Source organism: Marinobacter sp. F3R08 (assembly GCF_018860425.1).
Lineage (GTDB): Bacteria > Pseudomonadota > Gammaproteobacteria > Pseudomonadales > Oleiphilaceae > Marinobacter.
Genome location: NZ_JAHKPI010000015.1, coordinates 323,499 through 345,477 on the forward strand (window position 1 = coordinate 323,499; position 21,979 = coordinate 345,477).

21 protein-coding genes are annotated in these 21,979 nt (G+C 57.5%); 7 read left to right on the forward strand and 14 right to left on the reverse strand.

The features are described from left to right. Positions 1 to 16: 16 nt before the first annotated feature. Entirely contained in the window at positions 17 to 1,030 is a 1,014-nt protein-coding gene (locus KO499_RS10600; RefSeq protein WP_215983708.1) for an AraC family transcriptional regulator, read from the reverse strand. Between the two features lie 88 nt (positions 1,031 to 1,118). On the opposite strand from KO499_RS10600, the gene KO499_RS10605 reads away from it, so the two are divergent. Then, positions 1,119 to 2,732: an FAD-dependent oxidoreductase gene (locus KO499_RS10605; RefSeq protein ID WP_215983709.1), complete on the forward strand. Its 1,614-nt coding sequence runs from the start codon at positions 1,119 to 1,121 to the stop codon at positions 2,730 to 2,732. Positions 2,733 to 2,790: 58 nt separating this feature from the next. Next, positions 2,791 to 4,449 carry an acetolactate synthase large subunit gene (locus KO499_RS10610; protein WP_215983710.1) on the forward strand — a complete coding sequence of 553 codons (1,659 nt, stop codon included), beginning with the start codon at positions 2,791 to 2,793 and terminating at the stop codon, positions 4,447 to 4,449. 111 nt (positions 4,450 to 4,560) lie between these two features. On the opposite strand, the gene KO499_RS10615 is transcribed toward KO499_RS10610, so the two are convergent. From KO499_RS10615 to KO499_RS10630, 4 genes are all read right to left on the reverse strand, one after another. Next, on the reverse strand, positions 4,561 to 4,806 hold the full coding sequence (locus KO499_RS10615; RefSeq protein WP_215983711.1) for a hypothetical protein: 246 nt from the start codon (positions 4,804 to 4,806) through the stop codon (positions 4,561 to 4,563). Positions 4,807 to 4,985: 179 nt separating this feature from the next. Beyond that, positions 4,986 to 6,293, reverse strand: a complete 1,308-nt coding sequence (locus KO499_RS10620) for a short-chain fatty acid transporter (RefSeq protein ID WP_215983712.1) — start codon at positions 6,291 to 6,293, stop codon at positions 4,986 to 4,988. A gap of 109 nt (positions 6,294 to 6,402) precedes the next feature. Then, entirely contained in the window at positions 6,403 to 7,110 is a 708-nt protein-coding gene (locus tag KO499_RS10625) for an SGNH/GDSL hydrolase family protein (protein WP_215983713.1), read from the reverse strand. Between the two features lie 30 nt (positions 7,111 to 7,140). Then, complete coding sequence (locus KO499_RS10630; protein ID WP_215983714.1) at positions 7,141 to 7,473, reverse strand: DMT family transporter; 333 nt, start codon at positions 7,471 to 7,473, stop codon at positions 7,141 to 7,143. 127 nt (positions 7,474 to 7,600) lie between these two features. Here KO499_RS10630 and KO499_RS10635 point away from each other — a divergent pair, with 127 nt between their 5' ends. Then, a complete protein-coding gene (locus KO499_RS10635; protein WP_215983715.1) occupies positions 7,601 to 8,308 on the forward strand; it encodes a GNAT family N-acetyltransferase in 708 nt (235 codons plus the stop codon). Positions 8,309 to 8,398: 90 nt separating this feature from the next. Next, positions 8,399 to 9,322, forward strand: a complete 924-nt coding sequence (locus tag KO499_RS10640; RefSeq protein ID WP_215983716.1) for a M14 family metallocarboxypeptidase — start codon at positions 8,399 to 8,401, stop codon at positions 9,320 to 9,322. Between the two features lie 3 nt (positions 9,323 to 9,325). Here the strand turns inward: KO499_RS10640 and KO499_RS10645 are convergent, their stop codons facing one another. Then, positions 9,326 to 10,183 (reverse strand): substrate-binding periplasmic protein, encoded by an 858-nt coding sequence (locus tag KO499_RS10645; RefSeq protein ID WP_215983717.1) that lies wholly within the window; start codon positions 10,181 to 10,183, stop codon positions 9,326 to 9,328. Between the two features lie 99 nt (positions 10,184 to 10,282). After that, complete coding sequence (locus KO499_RS10650; protein ID WP_215983718.1) at positions 10,283 to 11,347, reverse strand: TauD/TfdA dioxygenase family protein; 1,065 nt, start codon at positions 11,345 to 11,347, stop codon at positions 10,283 to 10,285. A 200-nt stretch (positions 11,348 to 11,547) separates the two neighbouring features. On the opposite strand from KO499_RS10650, the gene KO499_RS10655 reads away from it, so the two are divergent. Beyond that, the gene (locus KO499_RS10655) at positions 11,548 to 11,877 is read left to right on the forward strand and encodes a hypothetical protein (protein ID WP_215983719.1); all 330 of its coding nucleotides are present in this window, start codon (positions 11,548 to 11,550) and stop codon (positions 11,875 to 11,877) included. Here KO499_RS10655 and KO499_RS10660 read toward each other — a convergent pair. The 4 genes from KO499_RS10660 to KO499_RS10675 form a co-directional block, all read right to left on the reverse strand. Continuing rightward, the gene (locus KO499_RS10660) at positions 11,869 to 13,119 is read right to left on the reverse strand and encodes an amidohydrolase family protein (RefSeq protein WP_215983720.1); all 1,251 of its coding nucleotides are present in this window, start codon (positions 13,117 to 13,119) and stop codon (positions 11,869 to 11,871) included. The genes KO499_RS10655 and KO499_RS10660 overlap by 9 nt on opposite strands. After that, positions 13,116 to 15,623, reverse strand: coding sequence for an ATP-binding cassette domain-containing protein (locus tag KO499_RS10665; RefSeq protein WP_215983721.1), 2,508 nt, complete (start codon positions 15,621 to 15,623; stop codon positions 13,116 to 13,118). Before KO499_RS10665 ends, KO499_RS10660 begins: the two co-directional genes overlap by 4 nt. Further along, positions 15,620 to 16,489: a branched-chain amino acid ABC transporter permease gene (locus KO499_RS10670; RefSeq protein WP_215983722.1), complete on the reverse strand. Its 870-nt coding sequence runs from the start codon at positions 16,487 to 16,489 to the stop codon at positions 15,620 to 15,622. The genes KO499_RS10665 and KO499_RS10670 overlap by 4 nt, the downstream gene beginning before the upstream one ends. Positions 16,490 to 16,572: 83 nt before the next feature. After that, positions 16,573 to 17,751 (reverse strand): ABC transporter substrate-binding protein, encoded by a 1,179-nt coding sequence (locus tag KO499_RS10675; RefSeq protein ID WP_215983723.1) that lies wholly within the window; start codon positions 17,749 to 17,751, stop codon positions 16,573 to 16,575. A 183-nt stretch (positions 17,752 to 17,934) separates the two neighbouring features. On the opposite strand from KO499_RS10675, the gene KO499_RS10680 reads away from it, so the two are divergent. Beyond that, entirely contained in the window at positions 17,935 to 18,336 is a 402-nt protein-coding gene (locus KO499_RS10680; protein ID WP_215983724.1) for a nuclear transport factor 2 family protein, read from the forward strand. Between the two features lie 71 nt (positions 18,337 to 18,407). Here the strand turns inward: KO499_RS10680 and KO499_RS10685 are convergent, their stop codons facing one another. From KO499_RS10685 to KO499_RS10695, 3 genes are all read right to left on the reverse strand, one after another. After that, on the reverse strand, positions 18,408 to 19,388 hold the full coding sequence (locus tag KO499_RS10685; protein WP_215983725.1) for an isopenicillin N synthase family dioxygenase: 981 nt from the start codon (positions 19,386 to 19,388) through the stop codon (positions 18,408 to 18,410). Positions 19,389 to 19,415: 27 nt separating this feature from the next. Then, positions 19,416 to 20,126, reverse strand: a complete 711-nt coding sequence (locus KO499_RS10690; protein WP_215983900.1) for an SDR family oxidoreductase — start codon at positions 20,124 to 20,126, stop codon at positions 19,416 to 19,418. Between the two features lie 87 nt (positions 20,127 to 20,213). After that, a complete protein-coding gene (locus KO499_RS10695) occupies positions 20,214 to 20,933 on the reverse strand; it encodes a GntR family transcriptional regulator (RefSeq protein ID WP_215983726.1) in 720 nt (239 codons plus the stop codon). A gap of 228 nt (positions 20,934 to 21,161) precedes the next feature. On the opposite strand from KO499_RS10695, the gene KO499_RS10700 reads away from it, so the two are divergent. Continuing rightward, positions 21,162 to 21,914: a GntR family transcriptional regulator gene (locus KO499_RS10700; protein WP_215983727.1), complete on the forward strand. Its 753-nt coding sequence runs from the start codon at positions 21,162 to 21,164 to the stop codon at positions 21,912 to 21,914. The last annotated feature ends 65 nt before the right edge of the window (positions 21,915 to 21,979 follow it).

Genomic DNA, 21,979 nt, shown 5'->3' on the forward strand with positions numbered 1-21,979 from the left:
GGTCCGGCTCTGGGAATTACGATAACACAGTGCGCCGTTTACGCCACCGAACCGGCGGCAAACCGGTCCAGCGGCGGAATGCGCGGTAGAACGTGCTGAGTTCGGCAAAACCCAGATTCTCGGCTATTTCGGGCAGCGGGGTGTCGGTTTCGGCAACTGCGTGGAGGGCTTTCTCCCGGCGTACGTCATCCACCAGTCCGTCGAAGGTTTGCCCCTGGTCTGCAAGCCGCCGGGCAAGGGTACGTTCGCTGATGCCCAGGGTGGTGGCAACGTCGGCCCTGCGGGGCAGGGCGGGTCCCAATCGGGCTGTCAGCCATCTCCGTATTTCCGGAACCGACGTGCTGCTAATGGAAAGCGCGGCGAGGCGGGCCGTCGTGTAGCGCTCGTGCACCTGTGCTAGCTGGGGGTCGGCCTGGGGCAATGGCTGGTCCAGAACGGTATTTTCTACCAGTACCCCGCTGAACGCCTGCTCAAACTCCACCGGACAATTGAAGACATTCTGATACCCCGCCAACGGGCCGAGGCGCGGCTGGCTGAATTGCACCCGGGCCGGCTGCAGCTGGGTTCCTGTGACCCAGCTGGCAAAGCCCATCACCGTGGCCAGTACCGCTTCAATCTGGTGAGGGCTGAAGGCGAGCTTTCCTTGCCGGGGATGGTAGACCAGCCAGGTAGCGGTGTGGCCTGCCAGAACCTGGAAACGCCCACCATCGGAGATCAACCGCTGGAAACGCTGCACCATCACAACGGCCTCACGCAGGGTCGCTGCAGACTGCAGCGCAAAGCCGACACCGCTGATGCTCATCGGAGTGAACCCGGCACCCACCTTCAGGCCAAAACCGGGGTCGCCGGTACATCGCTCCGCCGCATGCCAGAGCCGCGTTATATCATCAATCGGCCAGCGCTCCCGGGCACCGGAAGTCTCGGGAATGCCGGCCGTTGACAGCAAGGTAGTTTCATCCACCGAAAGCCGTTGTGCCGCGGCTATAACGGTATTCACCCAGCCAATGGAAACGGTGGCCTCTAATGTCAATTTTGCTAGCCTCTGAAGTCAATTTTTAAGCCATAGTACCGGTATATCTTTAAAGCTGACAACTCATTGCAATCGGGTCGGATGCGATATGGCCAAGGTGATTTCCTCAGACATTCTGGTGATCGGCGGCGGGCTGGCCGGAATGGTCGCCGCACTGGAGAGTTTGCGAGCGGGCAAGTCCGTTACCCTGGCAGACCGGGACACGGAAGAAAGGATGGGTGGCCTGGCCCTGTGGGCTTTTGGTGGCATGATGCTGGTAGGCACTCCGCTGCAAAAACGCATGAAGATCGCCGACACACCCGAGATTGCCCTGGCTGACTGGCTGAGTTTCGGCGAGCTGTCACCCGACGACGAGCTGCCCCTGCAATGGGCCCGCTATTACGTAGAGCATTCCCGCACCGAGGTTTACGACTGGCTCAGTAAAGAAGGCATCAAGTTCCTGCCGGCGGTGAACTGGGTTGAGCGTGGCCGACTCGGCGATGGCAACCGCCTGCCCCGCTACCATGTGGTCTGGGGCACCGCGCGGGAACTGGTTCGTTGCCTGATGACAGCGCTGCATCGGGAGAACACCGGCGGCAAGCTCACCCTGCTGCACCAGCACCGGATTACCGGGCTCGACCACGAAGCGGGGAAAGTGAGTGGTGCCCTGGCCGTTAACGAGGCCACCGGTGAAGATGTTCGTCTGGTAGCTGGAGCCGTGGTTCTGGCCACCGGTGGGATCAACGGCAGCCATAAGGAATGCCGGGCCAACTGGCCGAGTGACCGTCCACAGCCTGCCGGCATGTTGAACGGTGCTCACCCCTATGCCGATGGCCGCATGCATCACTGGGTGGCCGACAGCCTTGGTGGCCAGATCACCCACGCCGGTGAGATGTGGAATTACGCGGCCGGCTTCCCGCATCCGTACCCCCATTTTCCCGGCCACGGGCTTTCCGGCATTCCCTGTAAATCCGCACTCTGGCTCAACCACCGGGGTGAACGGATCGGCCCGGAACCCCTGGTGACCGGCTTTGATACCCACTGGCTTTGCCAGCGAGTGGCGGAGCAGGAAAAGCCCTGGACATGGCACCTGCTGAACTGGCGCATTGCCGCCAAGGAATTTGCCATTTCCGGCGCAGAACACAATGCCCGGATCAGGGACAAGCAGTTTCCTCTGTTTGTGAAAGAGCTGTTGCTGGGCAACCACGCCCTGGTGCGGCAGATGCAGCATGAAAGTCGCGACTTCCTGGTGGCAGACACCCTGGGCGACCTGGCGGGCAAGATGAATGCGCTCACCTGCTCCCATGACATCGACCCGTCAAGACTCCAGGCCACTGCGGATGCTTTCGATGCCAATTTTGCCGCTGGCACCAGTCTCCATAACGACCCTCAGATCCGGATGATCCAGCATGCCCGGGAATGGAAGCCGGATCGTTTGCGCACCTGCAAACCCGCTCCGCTCCAGAAGCCCGGCGCCGGGCCCTACATTGCTATCCGCATGCAGCTGATTACCCGCAAGAGCCTGGGTGGCCTGCAAACCGATCTGCAAAGCCGCGTCCTTAATACTCAGGGCGAGCCGGTACAGGGTCTCTACTGTGTGGGTGAGGCTGCGGGCTTTGGTGGCGGTGGCGCCAACGGAAAACGGTCCCTGGAAGGCACCTTCCTGCCCGCGTGCATCATGACGGCCCGGGCCGCGGTGCGTTCCATTGTGGCGGGAGGCTGATCACCATGAGCAATATACGTTACCGACAATCGGAATATTCAGAAGCTGGAGAACAACAATGACAAACGGCGCACAAGCCCTGATGAAAACCCTGGTAGATGCCGGTGTTGAGGTCTGCTTCAGTAACCCGGGTACCAGTGAAATGCACTTTGTGGCTGCCCTGGATGACGAGCCTGGAATGCGGGCTGTTCTGGCCCTGTTCGAAGGAGTTGCGACCGGTGCCGCTGACGGCTACGCCCGAATGGCAGACAAGCCTGCCGCCACCCTGTTGCACCTGGGCTGTGGCCTGGGCAATGGGCTGGCCAACCTGCACAACGCTCGCAAGGGCAAAGTACCGGTGGTTAACATTGTCGGTGACCATGCCACCTACCATGTGAAATACGATGCTCAGCTGCAATCCGATATCGAGACCGTCGCCCGTAACGTGTCTCCGGGGTTTGTGCGCACTGCCGGAAGCACGGAAACCCTGTGTCAGGACGCCGCGGAGGCCATCGCCGCAGCACGGACCGCGCCCGGGCAGGTTGCCACACTGATCCTGCCGGCGGATGTGTCCTGGGGAGAGGGTGGTGTGCCCAGCGCACCTCTGGCACCGCCAACACCGGAACCGGCAGACGATGCCACCGTAGAAGCCATTGCCACAGCTATCCGCTCTGGCAAGAAAACCGCACTACTGATGGGCGGCCATTCCCTGCGCGAACCCGGTATGCTGGCGGCGGCCAAGCTGGCGGCGCACAGTGGCGTGACCTTGCTGGCAGAAACCTTTCCCACCCGTATGGAACGGGGCGCAGGCCTGCCTTATATCGAACGCCTGGCCTACCTGGCCGAGCTGGCCACGGTGCAACTGACCGATGTGGAACACCTGATTCTGGTGGATGCCAAGGCGCCCGTCTCCTTTTTCGCCTATCCCGGAAAGCAGAGCTACCTGGTGCCGGATACCTGCGAGGTACACACCCTGGCCGCCCCGGATCAGGACATTCTTGCCAGTCTGAACAAACTCAATGACGCGGTTGGAGCCAGCCAGGCAGAGCCGAAGCTGCAGCCCGCAAAACGACCTGGCCGACCGAGAGGCAAGCTGACTGCGGAGAAAGTCTGCAAAGCCCTTGGCCATCTGATGCCGGAGGACGCCATTATCGTGGACGAGGGAATCACCTCCAGCCTGATGCTCTCGGCGATGACCGCCGGTGCACCTCGCCATGACATGATCACCCTCACTGGCGGCGCCATTGGCCAGGGCTTGCCGAATGCGGTGGGCGCTGCGGTGGCCTGTCCGGAGCGGCCAGTATTTGCTCTGATTGGTGACGGTACCGCCATGTACACCATTCAGTCACTGTGGACCATGGCGAGGGAACGGCTGAACGTCACCTCGATTATCTTCAACAATGCGTCCTATTCGGTACTGAATATTGAGCTTGAGCGGGTGGGCGCGGAAGAGGCCGGTGAAAAAGCCAAATCCCAGCTGGACCTGCGAGGCCCGGTGATCAACTTTGCTGAAATGGCCAATGGCATGGGTGTCCATGGTGTGCGGGTGCACACGGCGGAAGAGATGGCGAGAGCCCTGGAGTATGCCGGTCGGATGCCCGGGCCGCACCTGATTGAAGCCGTGATACCGGAATCCCTGAGCGGGGTGAAACGCCGGATATTGCCGTGGATGCTGCGCTCGTTACCTGGCCTGCCACTGTCGGTTTCCAAGGCGCTGAAGCGCAAACTGGCGCCCTGAAAGGGTTGACGAACGTCTGCATAAATAGAGTGAAGGCCTAGGGCCTGTCTCCTGCGGCGGAGACAGGCCCTAGGCCTTCCGGGGCTCAATTATCCTGCTTAACCGAATGTCTCAGAGCTTGGAGAGCTCCGCATCGAATGTTCTGGCGCCCGCATCGGTAAACTCATAGGCTCCACGAATATACTTCAGCGTTGCCATTTCTATATCTGTAACGCTTTGTCCGTCCTTGGCGGACTTAAGCAGGTCTTTTGCTTCTTCGACTGAGATTTTGCCCTCGCCCTGACCAGTGGTGTGTTTTACGGCCAGATCAATGAGCTCTTTCTCATATTTGTTGCCATCAATTGTCACATAAGCCATGAGAACATCCTTTCGTGAGTAACTGGATCGTCCTTTCCGGAACCTTAATGCTTATGCCGGAGAGCGTGCCGTGGGTCGACACTTTCTTTAATTTAGCTTCTTGTTCAAAAAATGCATAGATTTTCGTGATGAGGTCCGGGGAGTTTGAGCACTCCCCGGATTCAGTGACCGGGCAGACGTTACAACCAGGTCAAACCTGCGCTGATGATGATGCCGGTAATGATCAGCAGCATCAGGCAGTAACCCATAATGTCCTTGGCTTTCAGTCCGGCAATGGCCAGTACCGGCAGGGCCCAGAAAGGTTGTAGCAGGTTGGTCCAGGCGTCACCCCAGGCAACGGCCATGGCTACCCTGGGTATGTTCGCGCCGAGTTCCTGGGCCGCTGGCAACATAACCGGTGCCTGAACTGCCCACTGGCCACCGCCCGACGGTACGAAGATATTCACCACCCCGGCGCTTACAAAACTCCAGAACGGCAGGCTTTCTGCACTGGCAATGGAAACGAAACCGGCAGAAATGCTGGCGGCCAGTCCGGATGCCGTCATCACACTCATGATGCCCGCGTAAAACGGAAACTGGATAACGATACCGGCACCGCCTTTCACGCCCTCGTTCAGGCTGGTAAGAAGACGTTTCGGAGTCTGGTGCAGAATGATCGCCACGAACAGGAACATGAAATTCACAATGTTCAGGTTCAGCCCGCTGCCATTGATAAAGTACTGGAAGACAAACGCGATACCACTGAAACCGATCAGCCAGGCAAGAATCCTGCTGTTTTCCAGGTAATCGGCCGGACGATTGATAACCACGGCAGTATCGGGTTCATCGTCCAGAACCTTGGGGTCTGCGTACACGCTGTCTCTTTCGTCGGGCAGCATGAGCCGGTTAACCAGAGGCACGATAATGAACAGCGCAGCCACAATGGCCAGGTTGAAGAACGCGAAGATTGTTTCGCTGGTGCCGATAATGCCGATCACGTCTGCCGTGAAGTGACCTTCAGTCGCGATGGTCAGGGGTATGGACCCGGCAAGGCCGCCATGCCAGACAATGAAGCCGGAGTAGGCACTGGCAATCAGCAACGGATAGTGAACGCGAATCTGGCGTGCCAGGGCCTTGGCGAACAGTGCGCCGACGACCAGACCGAAACCCCAGTTGATCCAACTGGCGACAAGAGCAATAAAGGTAACCAGCACAATCGCCTGGCCAGGCGTTCTGGCAAGCCCCGCAATCCGATTCAGGATTCCTCGTACCAGTGGTGTACTTGCCATCATGAACCCGGTAACCAATACCAGCAGCATCTGCATGGAAAAGGTCAGCAGGTTCCAGAAACCGTTACCCCACATTTCCACGACCGCCATGGGGCTATGGCCTTCGAAAACCATTGCGGCAATGAACGCGACCAGCGTCAGGATAATTACGAACAGGTAGGGGTCTGGCAAATACTTGTCTACCAGACTGACCATGGGTTTGGATGCCCTGTCTAACATGTTGTCCTCCTTTGTTATTTTTAAGCCAATTCAAGAGTAGCAAGCTAAACCGAAAACGCACAGAAGGAAAAATGATTCTTTAGCCGTATTGTTTTCCTTGTAACTGGTATCAGGAAATGGCGTCGGACAGGGCCTCCGCAATGAACGAGTAGCCATTTGGACCGGGGTGGTAACCATCACGGGCCAGCAATGCGGGGTCGGTGACCGTTGGATAGTTCAGATATCTGAAATCGCTGGAACTGTTCCTGGCAAGCTGTAGATAAATGCGATCGAGTTGCCGGGATCGCCAGCCCATGATGTGCCGGAGCGGCGCCGGCAACGCAGTGAACAGATGCATGGGGGGCACACTGATAAGAAGCAGAGGCCCGGGGTATCGCGGCGCAAGCATTCGGCGCAATTCAATCAATTGCTGGCGGAACCGAAAGCGGGGAGTGAACCCTGTGGTATCGTTCACCCCCATGCTCAACAGCACTACATCCGCTTCCGGTAGGTCGGCATTTTCCAGTTGCCGAACCAGTGCCCCGAGCCGGATACCATTGACCCCGTAAGTATGCCAGGCAATGGCCTGGCCGGTGCGCTCGTGAATCTGCCTGGCCAACTGGCTGGCCAGGCCCTGGTTATGAGTTTCAACACCGACTCCGGCCGCCGTGGATTCCCCGATGACCAGGATTCGCTTTTCGGGGGCGCCTTCCCCGTACTGGCCAGAAGGTGAGCCCCCGGCTTCCGGCAGCCTTGGCGTTGTGCGCCGCGCCTTTTTGCCCTGAAAAAACAGTATCGGGAAGAGCAGGGCAGTGGTCAGCCAGAAAGGAAGGTGCATGAATAAGCTCCGGTGTTTGTTGTTGGCCGGTTAGTGAGCCATTGTCCTGGAGAATACATTGATCACAACGACGCCGGAAATTATCAGCGTTATTCCGATCACACTCGCTATATCCAGCGTCTGCCCGTAGATCAGCCATCCGATAAACGCTACCAGTACAATGCCAAGCCCCGCCCATATGGCATAGGCAAGGCCCACAGGAATCTCTTTGAGCGTGATGGAGAGGAAGTAAAAGGCAACCGCATAGCCTGCAATCACCAGAAGGCTGGGCCAGAGCCTGGTAAAACCTTCACTGGCCTTTAGCCCGCTGGTCGCGACGACTTCTGCAACAATGGCTATGCCGAGAAATAACCAACTTTTCACAGACAATCTCCTGTTCAGCACGAAAACCGGCACCCGAAGATACCAGCCCTCAGCCCACTGGGGGAACGGTTAGGCATCAGAGGCTGTCTCCTTTACTACCGAAGCCAGTGAGTGGTCGTGCCGTGTCATGAAGCGTACCGGCATGGAGTATCGTTACGGGTTCGAGCCTCCGGGTTTGCCCGAGGATAGCCTGTTGCGGCAGCATGTACTCTATCGTTTACGGTGTCGACTCTATTGTATGGTGGCTGTTCTCGGTACTGGCCGATGGGAGAAGACGTTGCGGATAGATCAATCCCTTGAAATGCAGTTACTCTGCCTGAATCATAAGGCAGAGCTGTTTGACCTTATAGAGGCCAATCGCGAACACCTTCGCAAGTGGTTGCCGTGGGTTGATGGGACCAGGTCTCCAGCAGACACCGAATCCTTCATCAGATCGGCCATATCGCAATACGAATCCGGCAACAATCCGCACTACGCAATTTTCTATGGCTCGACTCTGTGTGGTGCGTGCGGATTCCATCCATTTGACATAAAAAATGGGGTCGGTAGTCTCGGCTATTGGCTGGGACACCGCTATTCGGGTAAAGGAATCATGGCATTATGCGTGAAGGCACTGGTTGAACATGGGTTTCGAGAGTGCGGCTTAAGCCGAATCGAAATTGCTTGTGCAACAGGTAACACCAGGAGCAGGCGCATCCCGGAGCGTTTGGGTTTCGAGTATGACGGTGTGCTCCGGGACAATGAGTTTTTAAACGGTCGGTACGTCGATCAGGCAATATATTCCATGCAGGCATCGGCGTTTCTGGCTGCAAGTCCCTGGCACAGTGACGCCTGATCCCATAGACATACTGACGATATCTTCGCCCTCAGGGAACTGATGGCGAGCCAGAATCGGCCACGGCCACTACCGGAGACAAAAGGCGATATGAACATGGCTCCCGCACCCTATCCCATTGGTACATCTGGCACTCCCTGGGGCGATGCAGAACGCTCCGAGTGGTTGTCACGGCAGACTCGTCGGCGCAGCTACGCGTCGGAGGTTCTGGGTGTGATTGAACGCCTGCGCTCCCGCTTTGATGTGGAAGAGTATGGTTGCCTGGATTACGGTCCCGACCGGTATCCGCTTATGGCGATACGCAGCCGCAACTGGAACGACGATCTGCCTGTGGTCCTGGTTACCGGGGGTGTTCATGGTTATGAAACCAGTGGTGTGCATGGCGCACTCCGCTTTGTTGACAAACACGCAGAGGCGTATGCGGGTCGCGTGAATTTGCTGGTTGCGCCCTGTGTCAGTCCCTGGGCATACGAGCGCATCCACCGCTGGAACCGGAACGCGATCGATCCGAACCGTTCCTTCCATGATGACAGCCCCGCGGAGGAGTCTACGGCGCTTATGCGATTGGTGGCGCCTTATCGTGATCGGGCGTTGATTCATATCGACCTTCACGAAACCACTGATACTGACGAAAGCGAGTTCCGTCCTGCGCTGGCTGCTCGTGATGGCAAACCATTCGAGCCCGCAGGGATTCCCGATGGTTTCTATGTCGTTGACGATAGCGCGAACCCGCAGCCGGAATTCCAGCAGGCAGTCATCGGGGCGGTCGAGCAGGTTACGCATATCGCGCCAGCCGACGATAAAGGTGAGATTTTTGGCTCACCGGTGGTCGCTCGCGGTGTCATTGAGTATCCGCTCACGCAGTGGGGGCTGTGCGCCGGTGTTACCCGGGCTCCCTACAGGACGACAACCGAAGTTTATCCCGACAGCCCGCGTGTCACCCCGGAACAATGCAATCGCGCCCAGGCTGCGGCGGTGTGTGCCGCGATCACTTACGGACTGGCGGCACGGTGACTGTCACTTTGAGTTGGACGTCAGTTTTCCTGTGCTGACAACCGTTTGTGTGGGCGTCCCTGGTTTGGAGAGGTAAGGCTGCGACAATGCCTCCAGCTTCTCCTTTCTCAGCTGACGGACGGCATTCCAGATCTGTTCTGACAGCTGTGGGTTCGCCGCCTTGAACTGCCGGGAAAGCATAAGGTAGTAGGGCTTGGTTTCCAGAGGCGGGTGAATCCGGACAATGCCTGTCAGTTGGTCTGCGTTCTTGTCCAACAGGAAATCCGCCGTGATCGATTGAAGCGCAACGGCATCTACCCGCTTTGCGACCAGCAGTTGCAGGCTTTGCCTGGAGCTGCGGACCTTCATCACCGACACACCCAGATCCTCCAGGTCCCTCACAATAGAGTAACCCAGTGGGGCGCCAATCCTGAGGTCGGACGCCTCGAAAGCCTCGCCATTCCAGCCCAGGTCAGCGTCTGACAGGGAATAGAGATGGTAGCTGATGGTGGTCAGGCGTCGTGAGGGGTCGATTTGTCCATCTTTTCGGGGGTATTCGCCAATTCGAGTGCGCTCAGTATTGTAGGATGCATTGAATATCCCATCCACCTGGCCGGTCTCGAGCATGGCAAGGCAGCGTTTCCAGGGAAAGCGGCTGAATCTGATGCGTAGATCCGGTATCCGCTCTTCCAGCAGTTTTACCAGTTCTACCGCTGCACCGGGTCTTTCCAGAACCTGTTGTGTGTCGCCCATGTAGTAGGGAAACTGGGTTTTATCTTCGTAGGCGACGTGCAGAACCGTCTCGGCAACCGCAGCTTGGGCTGCAGTCAGTAGCAGGTACAGGGGGATCCAGGCGAGGTATGACTGCTCGCATGCTTTCATGGCCAGGGTCCAACAGAATGCAATAAACAAATCAGCTTAGTTGGCTGCTGGGCAAATTCAAAGTCTGTGGCCTCATAGCGCTGCCGGAAAACGGTTCTTTTAATTTTGCGTGCGCATGTCATCTTTCCATCGAAAGCCCGGTTCACCTGCTTGCCAAACGCCGTCTCTGTTGAAAGGGTGGGGGCTGGCCATGTTGATATACTGGGGCAAGCCAAACTGAGGTGAAAGGTTCCGCGGGGCTTTGATGATTACCCGGTCCATAAAATCCAGCCCCTGCTGTGTTGCCGGCTCGTGAGCATTGGGCGACGCCCGGTGGGCAACAGCCCAGTTGTCGATGAATAACAGATCGCCGGTATCGAATTCATAGTGAATGCCATAGCCACTCTTGATGGAATGATCCAGCAGGTCATTGTAGTCGTTGAACAGGTTCTTCATGGCGACTTCATCCAGCAACCGGAAGCAGTCGATGTGTGCGGGAAGGGTTTTCAGCTGGTCGATTGTCAGCCCTTCGTCCGGCAGGCGCTCGATCACGGCGCCGGTCATGCCCAGATGCAGCCAGACGCTTTTACGGCCGGAAATCGGATGGGTATGGACCACAGGATGAGTTACGCTGGAAGCGGAGTTTACCGACACCAGGCGCTGCCAGAGATCCTGCTTGTCCGGTGGGAGTGCATCAAACGCGGCACCCTGATGCGCGAAGTGGGTGCCGGCGCCGTTGTGTGGCGCACGGGCGATATAGTAGGCGCTATGGGAGAAGCTGGCAGCCTCCAGGTTGCCATCGTTGTGCCACTGTGTGCCGGTGCGGGAAATGCTCTTGTGGCCAGCGCTGGAGGAGCGGAAGATACGTCTGTTACGGCCAGGTGTTGCGGGATGAACGCCGTGGGTTAAATGGATCTCGTGCCCGCCCCACCAGGTGCATGTATCAATCAGTTCCTCTGAGGAAAGGCCCGCCTGGTGTTTGAAAACGATGAACCCGCGATTCGCCATTTCGGCTTCCAGAGCTTTTATCGCGGGATCTGATAAGCGGTTGCGGACATCGGCACCGTAGATTTCAGCCCCAATAGGTTCCAGCGGTTTTACGGAGAGGCCTTCCTGTTCGAGCAGGGCCAGATTTTCAGGGTTAAGGGGTGCCACGGTGAGGGTTGGTTCCTGAGTCTGTGCCATAGCCGTCAACTACCATGCTGCTCGCTTTTTGAACAGCCTAACCCAGCGAGTTTTTGGAATTCAAATCGAATGTCCCGACAGACCTGCTTTGAGTTCTGCGGCAGGCTGCTTGACAGCGTCAAGACCACCTCGTGCCATTCGGAATCATTCAAGAGCGCTGCTGCGCCTGGTGTCGTGAGTACTGATTACGGAGGGTGACTATGGAGTTCGTGGCTTTTCTGTTGGCAATCATATTCGTAAGCATTGGAAGTTTCTGGGTGACAGGTACTCTGTATGGTTTTTTTCATCGGCCAGCAATTTACTTTCCAATGTCCCTGGCAACCAAAATGGCAGCTTCCGCGGTTTTTGGTGTCTGGCTTTTCGGGATTGGTGGCATCGTTATCGCAACACTGGTCTTCAATAACGCGATGATGAAAAGGCAGGATTACAGCCGCTGGCCCACCATTTTGGCGGGCAGCGTAATTTCGGTAGTTTGCTCGGTTATCATCTACTTTGCGGTGTTCGCCCTGGCATGGGGCGTTCTAGATTGATCCGCCGTGATTGTCAGTCGGCACGAAAAGCTGCGCAGCCTTGCGGGTAAAGCTCTGGCGGCCGCCCTTGAATGCCATCAGTGGCTGCGCCAGATTTGCAATCACTGCCGCCGGTGAATCGGCATCCAAGACAATAAAGTCGGCGGCACAGCCCGGCGTAAGACCATAATCCTGCAGGCGAATCAGCTTCGCAGATTCCTCCGAAATCCATCCAAGGCAACGCGCGAGCTCCACCGACGTGCCCAGATGGCAGACGTTAGCCAGCAGATTGGCCTGACGGATCAGCGAGACATCACCGAACGGCGTGAAGGGGTTGCCTACGTTATTGGTAGACAGCGAACACGTCACACCGCAGGCGTGGAGCCTTGCCAGCGGAGCCACGCCACGGGGCACGTTGTGGGTGGCATCCCGGCCAGTGAGGAAGAGATCGGTGGAGGGTAATGCGGTCACCTGAACGCCGGCTTCGGCCAGAGCCAAAGCGGTTTCCCGGAATTGGTCTGGTGCCAATGCCGACAGCTTGGTGGCATGGCCGATCGTAACCCGGTGCTGCCAGCCATGGGCCAGGGTGCACCGAATCACCTCCGGTATCGTCATGCCCTGTGGGTTGAGATCGAAGTCCAGATGCAGATCCAGGTCGCAGTTGTAACGCTCCGCCAGCTCGAACAACCGGCGGATTTGACCGGCAGGATCATCATCCATGTAGGGGCAGCCGCCGAGGACGGTGGCTCCATTCTCCAGTGCTTCACATAAAAGCTCTTCGGTGCCCGGATTATTGAGCAGGCCCTCCTGGGGGAAAACACAGAGTTCCAGGGTGACTCCCCAGGCATAATCATGCTGTAGTCGGCGGATCGCCCGGAAGCCGGTCAGTCCGATGCCGGGATCCAGTTCCACATGAGTGCGCATATGGGTGGTACCCTGAGTAATGGCCTGTTCCAGAATGCGAGCGCCGCGCTGATAGACATCCGTCTCGGTGAACTCCGACTTGGCGGCACTGGTACTGGATACTGCTTCCTCGAGGGTGCCTTCCTGTAGCTTGCAGCGGTCCATGATGCAGGCCTTGTCCAGGTGAATATGTGTTTCGATGAGTCCTGGCAGGACCAGATGGCCCCCAAGATCAATCTCGGTGGTCGGTGACGCATCGGTGGCGAAGGCTTCGATAAACCTGCCGTGTTCCACCCGTAATTCAGTGACCTGCTCTGGTTGATCCGGCAACCTCAGGTTCTTGAACAGTATTGAGCTCATGCAACATTTTCCCCAAGGTAGGCTGCTTCCAGTTCCGGATCGTTGCGGAGGGTTTCGGCATCGCCGGAATGAACCACTCGCCCGGTTTCCAATACGTAAGCCCGGTCCGCGACCTGCAGGGCCAGGTTGGCCATCTGATCCACCAGCAGCAGGGTGACGCCTTCATCCCGCAGGGTAGCCAGAGCGTCATAAAGCTCGGCGACCATGGCAGGGGCCAGTCCCAGAGAAGGCTCGTCCAACAACAGGATCGAAGGTTTCGCCATCAGACCGCGACCAACGGCCACCATTTGCTGCTCACCACCGGACAGCAGGCCTGCAGGGCTGTTAATTCGGTCCTTCAGCCTCGGGAAGCGAGCCAGAATGTCATCTACGTCCTGGTCAAGGTCAGCGCGATCGGCCCGAGAATATGCCCCCATTAGCAGGTTGTCCCGCACGCTCAGTTCCGGAAAGACCTGACGACCCTCGGGCACCAGTGCCAGCCCTTTGCCGGCAATCTGGTTGGCGTCCAGGGTTTCGATATTTTCGTTGTTAAGCACTACTGAGCCCTTGGAGGCAGAGTGCAATCCTGCAATAGCCTGAAGAATGCTGGACTTGCCGGCGCCATTGGCCCCAAGGATGGCAATAAGTTCCCCTGGGTTGACCACAAGGCTTGCTCCCTCGACCACCGGGGCTGCGCCGTAATCGATCAACAGGTCCTTAACGAACAGGGTGGCGTCCCGACTTCCGTCCCATGCCTTGGGGCGCGGCGGTGCCTGGTAATCGGTACTTCCGAGGTAGGCCTTTACCACCTCCGGATTGGCACGAACCTCTTCAGGCTCTCCCCACGCGATGGGGCGTCCGGAATCCAGCACCAGGATGCGGTCGGAAACAGACATCACCATGGTCATGTCATGCTCCACCAGGATTACGGCAATACCAAAGCCTGAAATGGTCCGAAGCAGTTCGGTCACCTGATCCGTATCGGCCCGACTCAGGCCGGCGGCGGGCTCGTCCAGCAACAATACCCTTGGTTTAAGCGCCAGGGCCCGGGCGATTTCTACCAGGCGGCGATCAACATGTGGTAGAGCCTCAGCGAGGGTGTGCACCGAACCGCGGTAGCCAACCAGTGCCAGCAAATCCATGGCGATGTCTACCTGCCGGGGGTCTGGCTTGCGCCAGCAATCTCCCAGGCGGCCTCGTTGCATTCCGGCCAGCAGATTCTCGAGTACAGTCAGGCCTGCAAACAACTGCGTGGTCTGGTAGGTCCGGGCAATGCCGGCCCGGGCGATCTTCCAGGCAGGCAAGCCGGCCAGGTCACTGTCGAGGTCAATGCGGCCGCTGTCCGGCGCGTAGAAGCCGCTGACCATGTTCAGGACGGTGGTTTTACCCGCGCCGTTGGGCCCGATGATGCTGGTAACACTGCCTGGTTTGGCCGTGAAACTGACTCGCTCAGCCGCTTGTACGCCGCCGAACCGGATGCCGATATCCTTAACGCGCAAGCCGTCAGGGACACCCGCGTCGCATGTCAGGAAACTCGCCAATCGATTAGTGTCGGGCTGTTGCCGGGGTATCACGCGCTCTGATTTTGAGAACCTGGCCTGAAGCACGCCGAGTGCTCCGGTTGGTGCGATCCAAAGAACCGCCAGCAGGACGCCGGCGAAAAGGAGCAGTCGCATCTCCGCCATGCTTGACAGCAGTTCCGGCACGAGCACGATGAGAATGGCACCCAGCAAGGGCCCGAATACAGTTCCGGCACCGCCGACGATAACCGCCAATACAAAGAGAATGGACTGGGTAAAGGGAAAGGAGTCGGGGTTAATAAACATCATCAGTGGCGACAATAGTGACCCTGACAGTCCAGCGAAAAGTGCAGACAAGGCAAAGGCCAGGGTCTTGGTCTGTATCGGATTAAAGCCCAGAGAGCGAGCCGCGATTTCGGTGGCCTTGACGGAACGGATAGCACGCCCGCAACTGCTGCCAGACAGACGGTGGAAAAACAACAGTGAGGCAACCATCAGCGCGACGGCCATCAACGCCAGTCCGGTACTGGCGGGCAGGCTACCAGTGTCCGGCATCGGCACACCGATCAAGCCGTTAGCGCCGCCGGTAAGGGATCGCCACTCGATAAGGCCGTGGTGCACGATAAAGCCGAAGGCAATGGTCACCATAGCGAGGTATGGGCCGCTGACACGAACCGCGGGTATCGCGAGCAGGGCGCCGACAGCGGCGGTGACGACAGCCGCGCTGGCCATGGCCAGTACCAGCGGGACCCCGGCCATGGTCATCAGTGCCGAGATATAGGCGCCAATGGCGTAGAAAGCGACATGGCCAAACGAAATCTGGCCGCTGAGACCGATCAGGATATTGAGGCCGCTGCACACGACCGTTGTCAGGGCGATCAGCGTCATGACCAGCAGACCATAGCCACCCAGGGTAAAGGACAGCACTGAGCCCGTCAGAGCCAGCAAGCCGAGCAGGCTCGGTACCAGCCATCGATGCGAAACCAGAGAATTGGGGGACATCATACTTTCACCAGCTTTTTGGAACCGAACAGACCGTTGGGGCGCAGCGCGAGGGCAGCGATCACCAGACTGAAGGTCAGGATCTGGGAGAGGGTGGAGCCCAGGTAGACAATGATCAGCGCTTCTACCAGGCCGAACAGAAGGCCGGCTAACACCACGCCATTGAGGCTGCTTATGCCGCCAAGGATGGCTACAGCGAAGGCCTTAAGGCCAAACAGCATGCCCATTTCCGAATGCACGCTCACAAGAGGTGCAATCAGAAGCCCGGCGATGCCGGCAAATACGGTTGAAACAGCAAAAGACAGAGCGACTACCCGGGTTACGTGGATACCCATCATCCTGGCCGCTGTCGGGTTCTGGACCGTCGCATCCAGCACCTTGCCCAGGCGGGTGAATCGCCGTACCAGAACCAATGCCAGTACGATTGCCGCTACAACTACGGGAAGAATCAGCTGCATCAGCCCGATACCGGTACCAAAGAGTTCCAGGCGATGATCGACGCCTTCCAGCAGGAAACGGCGGGGTTCTTTGCCGAAAGTGAACATCACCAGGTTGTCTACTAACAGGCCCCCGGCCACCGTAGCCAGTAGCCAGGCTTCCGAGCCCCGGCTATGGAAGGGGCGCACCAGGAAGCGCTCGATGGCCAGGCCATAGAGTGCACAAAGTGACAGGGTCAGAAACGCGGCCACCACCCAGGGTATCCCCAGGGTAATGCAAAAGGTATAGCCCAGTACGGAGCCCACCATCATCGCGCTGCCCTGGGCAAAATTGACCGTCTGGGAAACGATGAATGTGATGTGAAACCCCAGTGCCAGAAGGGCATACATGCTGCCCATGCCAAGGCCACTGATAATACTGGCAGTGATCATGAAGTGGTGTCCTCCTGCCGGCCGGATCCGAGATCCGGCCGGCTGTTAGCAAATGCCTGGTGCGAACTTTGACGAGCCGCGGCTTACCGATCGACGGGAACGATGCGGCCATCAACAAAGTGAGTGAACAGATAATCGTCCGGACCGAGAGCGTCGGGCTGCTCTGGTGAGAATGGCTTGCTGTAGTTCTTGATCAGGCCTTCGTAGTCGTCAATGGCGAAGTAACCCTTGCGGATAGCTTGGCCTTCGGTGCTGCCAGCATTTTCGATGGCGAGTGCGGTCAGGTGCATGGCGTCATAAGCGTTGGCAATGCCGACTGCCGGTGTGACATCGGCAAGATCCTTGATTTCCGGATAACGCTGCTTAAGGGTCGCCATGACATCTGCACCCTTGCCTTGCTGGTTTTCAACGAAAGTAAAGGTCTGGATGAAGTGCACTTTGGCCGCATTTTCACCGGCCAGCTCACTGAAGCGACCACCTGCAGGGCCCCAATGGGAAACAATTGGTACATCCCAGCCCATGCGGTCCAGGGATTTCACCACCTGTGCGGATGGTGAGACGTTAGCGACCATCAACAGAGAGTCTGCACCGGCATTCTTGAGACGGCTCAGCTGTGGCACCATGTCAATATCGTTGCTCTCAACACGCTCGATCCCAGCCCACTCCATATCACGGGATTCCAGCGCATGGCGGAAGCCCTTTTCGTTGGATTCGCCCCAGGGGTTGTTAATCAGGACCATGCCTGGCTTTTTCATGCCGAACTCATCGATGCCGTATTGCACCAGGGCTTCGTCTACCAGTTCGTCCACGGCGGACACCCGGAAGACGTAGTTCTCATCGGCGCCGTTCTGGGTGATCGGGGTGCCGGCAGCCCATACGCCCATGAAAGGGAATTTCATCTGATTGGCCAAGGGCACGATGGCCAGTGATACCGGCGTGTCCAGGCCACCGAAGAGCACAGCTACCTCTTCACGCTGAACCAGTTCGCGGGCGGCCAGAAGCCCTTTATTCGGGTTGCTTTCGTCATCCCTGCGCAGCAGTTCCACCTGCCGGCCAAGGATGCCGCCTTTGGCGTTGATCTCGTCGATTGCAATGGTCAATCCGCGGGTAATTGCCTCACCGGATTTGGCGGATTGGCCTGACAGAGATGCTACCAGGCCGATCTTCAGGGGGGCGTCTGCGTGAGCCAGACTGGTCAGGGATAGCAGACCCGTTGCCGCCAGGGGCAGAAACCAGTGTTTGATTCGTGTTGTTAAGCGCATTGCATTTCTCCAGCTTTGCTTGAGTATGTATAAATATTGCTAGCAACATGGGTGCCACTATAATGTGTCAGTTATTCAGAGAAATTTAGTTTTTTGGCACTAAAAAAGCGCTTTATGGATATTTTTGCCCCGAAATAGAGCGGATATTGTTTAGAGAATGATCATCAAACAGGAGAGTTGAGAATGTCAGCTAAAGATGAAGCAATTAAGATTGTTAGCAATTTTCTTGAGGCGTCTATGGCGCCGGATCCGGAGCGCGCAGCTACCTTTATGGCGCCGGATGTGAGCATCACCTTCACCGGAGGGCGCGCCATGGAAAGTACCCGGGCCATTACTGAGTTCAACGGTGGGCGCTATGCCTGGGTCAAGAAGGAGTTGGGATCGTTCGACTGGACTGAGCACGTCGACCACACGGTGGTTTATTCCAACGGCACGCTTTATGGCGAATGGCCCGACGGTCGCCCGTTTGCTGGCAACCGTTATTTAGACCGTTTTGAGGTTCGTGATGGCCAGATCACTCGAATGGACGTATGGAATGACAGTGCCGAGTGGTTGCTGACGCCGGATTTGAATCGGGAATCCTAAAGCGTCTGAGCGGGCACTTCCCGGAGACCGGCTCCTTCTATGGCCGGTCTCCGGTTTCCCCAACGGGGGTGCTATTTGTTTTGAGTTGCCACATACAGGGCGCGCAGGTGGTCCCCGGAGGTGGTGGGAGGGTATTTTGCAGTTGTGTCCGGTATCAGATTGCTGATCGTAGCGTCGTAGTTCGGATTGTGGAAAAACACCAGTGACTGGCGCCGGGTCTCGGGGCCAGAGTTTGCGGGCGGGTTCACTACGCGATGCAGAGTTGAAACCCAGGTGTCGTTGGTCCAGCGAGCCAGCAGGTCGCCGATGTTTATGATGAAACAGTCGGGGATAATGGGAACGTCGACCCATTCGCCTTCGGCGTTGCAAACTTGCAGGCCTCCGGGGCGGTCCTCAGTGGCGAGAATAGTGAGGCTGCCATAGTCCGAGTGAGCGCCCGCACGAATCTGCCCCGGGGTGGGCTCCGTCAGTTGCGCCGGGTAATTACGCACGCGCAGACGGCTGATATGCCGGTCTATCAGAGCATCAAAGTGGTCTTCCGGAAGCTTCAGTGCCAGAGCAAAAACCCGCATCAGCAAGGCGGCAAGCTGCCCCATTTCCCGGTAGTAAAGAGTCCAGACCTCTTTGAGTTCAGCTGGCTGTTCAGGCCATATGTTGGGGGCAAAATGTTTGCCGGCGGCAGGGGCGTTAGCGTAGTCAGGGCCCGGTGTGTCGACAGGACCGATCATGAAGCTTTCGTTCAGATCGCTACCGGTTGCGTTCGGGTCCCGGGAGCGGGCAAGCGATTCCTCATCCACGCCTGTATAGCCCCGGGTGACGTCCATCGATGGCCTTGCGACCTTTTTCTTTTCTGAAAGTGGAAGATCAAAGAATTCACGGGATACCTTGCGGGCGCGGGCAATGAGCTCGGGACTGATGCCGTGGCCTCGGATGACCAGAAATCCGATATCACGGCAGGCCTGGTCGACGGCCTCAGCAACCTGCTTTTTATCGGCTTCGCTGCCGAGACGGAAAGGCTCCAGATCAATGACGGGTACGTTTAACAGTTTCATGGGAAGCTCCTGATGATTAATGAGGTGCTAGACCAGTGCATCGCCACCATCCACCAGCACGGTTGAGCCGGTGGTGGAGGGATTGGTCGCGACAAACAAGATGGCGTGGGCAATATCGTCGGCCGCGGCTACCTGCCCGGTGAGCAGTCGCTGGCGCATAGAAGTGAACTTCGCTTCGCGGCCCTCCGGGCCCAGGCGATCCCAGAGGGGCGTGGCGGTGGTGCTCGGTGACACGGCATTAACACGGATTCCCGCCGGTGCCAGTTCAAGGGCAAGTCCTCGCATAAGCCCTTCGACTGCCGCGTTGAGAGCGCCCTGGAGCACCGCATTGACGTTCGGTCTCTGGGCATAAACGCCGGAGACAAAGGTCAGTGAGCCACCCTTGCATATGAGTGCGCTGCGACCGACATGGTAGGCGCCCCAGAACTTGCTTTGTGTGCCGTCCTGAGCCTGATCAAGAGGAAGCGACTTGACGGTGCCGACCTGAGTGGAGGATCCCGCCAGAATAACGTGATTCCATGGCGCATGGCTTTTAAAGAAGCTGTCGACTTCGGATGCTGACCGGACGTCCAGTTCCTGTGTCAGGACGCCTGGTGGCAGACGTTGCAGGGCGGAGTTAAGGCGCTCGGGTGTGCGCGAGGCAATGGTTACTGCTGCGCCTGCATTGGCTGCACGGAGGGCGGTGGCCTCGCCAATACCCGAGCTGCCTCCTATGACCAGTACGCGTTGGTTTTTGATGACGTTGTCCTCACTGTAACGTTAGCAAAATATATAAATATTGCTAGCAAATAAAGTGCCACGTCTCAGTATGAGGGATCAGGAAGGTTATGCAGGTGTTTTTGCGTTTTCCAGGGCCAAAGCTTCACAGAGGTCTATAGCGGGTTTGCCCTCGTCTTCGAACTGCAGTTCACTTTCCAGATGGTTCAGATGGTCAAGCATCAGCTCGGCAGCCTTGCCGTTATCCCCCGCTTCCAGGGCGGCGAGGATTTCCCGATGCTCGGTGTGTTGGCAGGCCGGGATATCGTTGCGTTGATACAGAGCAACAATGAGCGAACTCCTGAGCATCAGGTTCTCAAGGATGCTGGAGAGCACCTGGTTTTCGGAAGCTTTTCCGAGTACTCGGTGAAAGTTGCACAGCTCACGAATGATTGCGCGCCGATCGTTGCCTGCCGTAGCTCCATGCTCCGATTGCATGTGTGCTTCGAGAATTTTCGCATGGCGCTTCATTTTTTCTGGCGTGATGCTTTCTACAAGGCCCCGTTCCACCGCCCTTCTGGCTTCGAACACATCCCGTGCTTCCTGTACCGAGGGCTCGGAGACGTGAGCGCCGCGATTTGGCTCAATGGTCACGATGCTTTGAAGTGCCAGCCGCTGGATGGCCGCCTGAACATGGTTTCGGTTGGCCCTTAGAGCCTTGACAATCTCTGCCTCAACCAGGCGGGTGCCCGGAGGAAGTGAATGACGGGCAATGGCGTTTGATAGTGCATCAAAAATTCGCTGAACTTCCTGTTGTTTGCTGGTATTTCTTTTTGAAGACGTTCCCATCAGATTGAGGTCACCATTGCTAGCACTGGAGAAGATTTACCGCAATTCTAGCACTTAAATTGAGCAGCCTGTCTAGTATCGGTGCGCACGCCAATGATCTGATGGTGCCCGCTCTCCAGATTCTCCCATTTTAGGTTTCCTGGCAGTTATTGATTACCCGGTCGCCGTGGCGCAGACATAACGTATACAATAACCGACAGAATTGGATCAGTAGCCGGGGAAAGCGTAATGAGTGGTAGCGGTCAGATGGCGGAATCGACCTCTGGTGACCAGAAGCAAGCGTCCGTTTCTGGGGGGAAGAAATCGGGGGATAAAGGCTTGGATGCTATCTATCAGTCTGTCTCTGACGCCATCATTGAGCACAGGCTCAAGCCCGGAGCCCGTTTGCGGGAGGATGCACTTGCTGATGTTTTTGGTGTCAGTCGCACCGGTATCCGCAAGGTCCTGCAACGGCTGGCACTTGAGCAACTGGTTACTCTAACTCCCCGCCGGGGCGCCAGTGTTACCCGTCCTTCGGTGGATGAGGCGAAAGATGTGTTCGAAGCGCGCCTGCTGGTGGAGTGTGCATTGATGGAAGCGGCGGCGAAACGCATAACTGAAGCTGATGTCGAGGATCTGCGCAACATGGCGAGCCAGGAGCAGAAAGCGCTCCGTAATCGTGAACAGCAGACGGCTATCAAACTCTCGGCTGCTTTCCATGCCCGCCTTGCCGAACTGTCCGGCAACCGCACTCTGGCGGGATTTGTCAGCCAGTTATGCTCACGTTCGTCCCTGATTCTGGCGGTTTACGGTCATTCCGGGCATCTGGGTTGTGAGTCTCACGATCATGAAAACCTGATTGATCTGCTGGCGACCGGAGAGGGTGTCAGAGCCGGTGAGTTTATGGCGCGACACCTGAAGTCGATTGAGTCGTCGTTGTCGATCTTTGAGGAGCCGGAGGAAACTCCGGATCTGAGGGATATCTTTGCGCTCAATGACTGATCGTTGACGTTGAGCGCCCCCACTGGCAAGCGTGGGGGCGTCGAATGGACACGGTGTCAGCGTGG

What these genes read in the sequence shown, in the direction of transcription:
- KO499_RS10670 (WP_215983722.1), bottom strand. Translation starts at nt 16,489, where the DNA reads ATGATCACTGCCAGTATTATCAGTGGCCTTGGCATGGGCAGCATGTAT.
- KO499_RS10620 (WP_215983712.1), bottom strand. Translation starts at nt 6,293, where the DNA reads ATGTTAGACAGGGCATCCAAACCCATGGTCAGTCTGGTAGACAAGTAT.
- KO499_RS10685 (WP_215983725.1), bottom strand. Translation starts at nt 19,388, where the DNA reads ATGAAACTGTTAAACGTACCCGTCATTGATCTGGAGCCTTTCCGTCTC.
- KO499_RS10625 (WP_215983713.1), bottom strand. Translation starts at nt 7,110, where the DNA reads ATGCACCTTCCTTTCTGGCTGACCACTGCCCTGCTCTTCCCGATACTG.
- KO499_RS10615 (WP_215983711.1), bottom strand. Translation starts at nt 4,806, where the DNA reads ATGGCTTATGTGACAATTGATGGCAACAAATATGAGAAAGAGCTCATT.
- KO499_RS10675 (WP_215983723.1), bottom strand. Translation starts at nt 17,751, where the DNA reads ATGCGCTTAACAACACGAATCAAACACTGGTTTCTGCCCCTGGCGGCA.
- KO499_RS10645 (WP_215983717.1), bottom strand. Translation starts at nt 10,183, where the DNA reads ATGAAAGCATGCGAGCAGTCATACCTCGCCTGGATCCCCCTGTACCTG.
- KO499_RS10610 (WP_215983710.1), top strand. Translation starts at nt 2,791, where the DNA reads ATGACAAACGGCGCACAAGCCCTGATGAAAACCCTGGTAGATGCCGGT.
- KO499_RS10605 (WP_215983709.1), top strand. Translation starts at nt 1,119, where the DNA reads ATGGCCAAGGTGATTTCCTCAGACATTCTGGTGATCGGCGGCGGGCTG.
- KO499_RS10700 (WP_215983727.1), top strand. Translation starts at nt 21,162, where the DNA reads ATGAGTGGTAGCGGTCAGATGGCGGAATCGACCTCTGGTGACCAGAAG.
- KO499_RS10660 (WP_215983720.1), bottom strand. Translation starts at nt 13,119, where the DNA reads ATGAGCTCAATACTGTTCAAGAACCTGAGGTTGCCGGATCAACCAGAG.
- KO499_RS10635 (WP_215983715.1), top strand. Translation starts at nt 7,601, where the DNA reads ATGAAGCGTACCGGCATGGAGTATCGTTACGGGTTCGAGCCTCCGGGT.
- KO499_RS10665 (WP_215983721.1), bottom strand. Translation starts at nt 15,623, where the DNA reads ATGATGTCCCCCAATTCTCTGGTTTCGCATCGATGGCTGGTACCGAGC.
- KO499_RS10695 (WP_215983726.1), bottom strand. Translation starts at nt 20,933, where the DNA reads ATGGGAACGTCTTCAAAAAGAAATACCAGCAAACAACAGGAAGTTCAG.
- KO499_RS10655 (WP_215983719.1), top strand. Translation starts at nt 11,548, where the DNA reads ATGGAGTTCGTGGCTTTTCTGTTGGCAATCATATTCGTAAGCATTGGA.
- KO499_RS10650 (WP_215983718.1), bottom strand. Translation starts at nt 11,347, where the DNA reads ATGGCACAGACTCAGGAACCAACCCTCACCGTGGCACCCCTTAACCCT.
- KO499_RS10640 (WP_215983716.1), top strand. Translation starts at nt 8,399, where the DNA reads ATGAACATGGCTCCCGCACCCTATCCCATTGGTACATCTGGCACTCCC.
- KO499_RS10680 (WP_215983724.1), top strand. Translation starts at nt 17,935, where the DNA reads ATGTCAGCTAAAGATGAAGCAATTAAGATTGTTAGCAATTTTCTTGAG.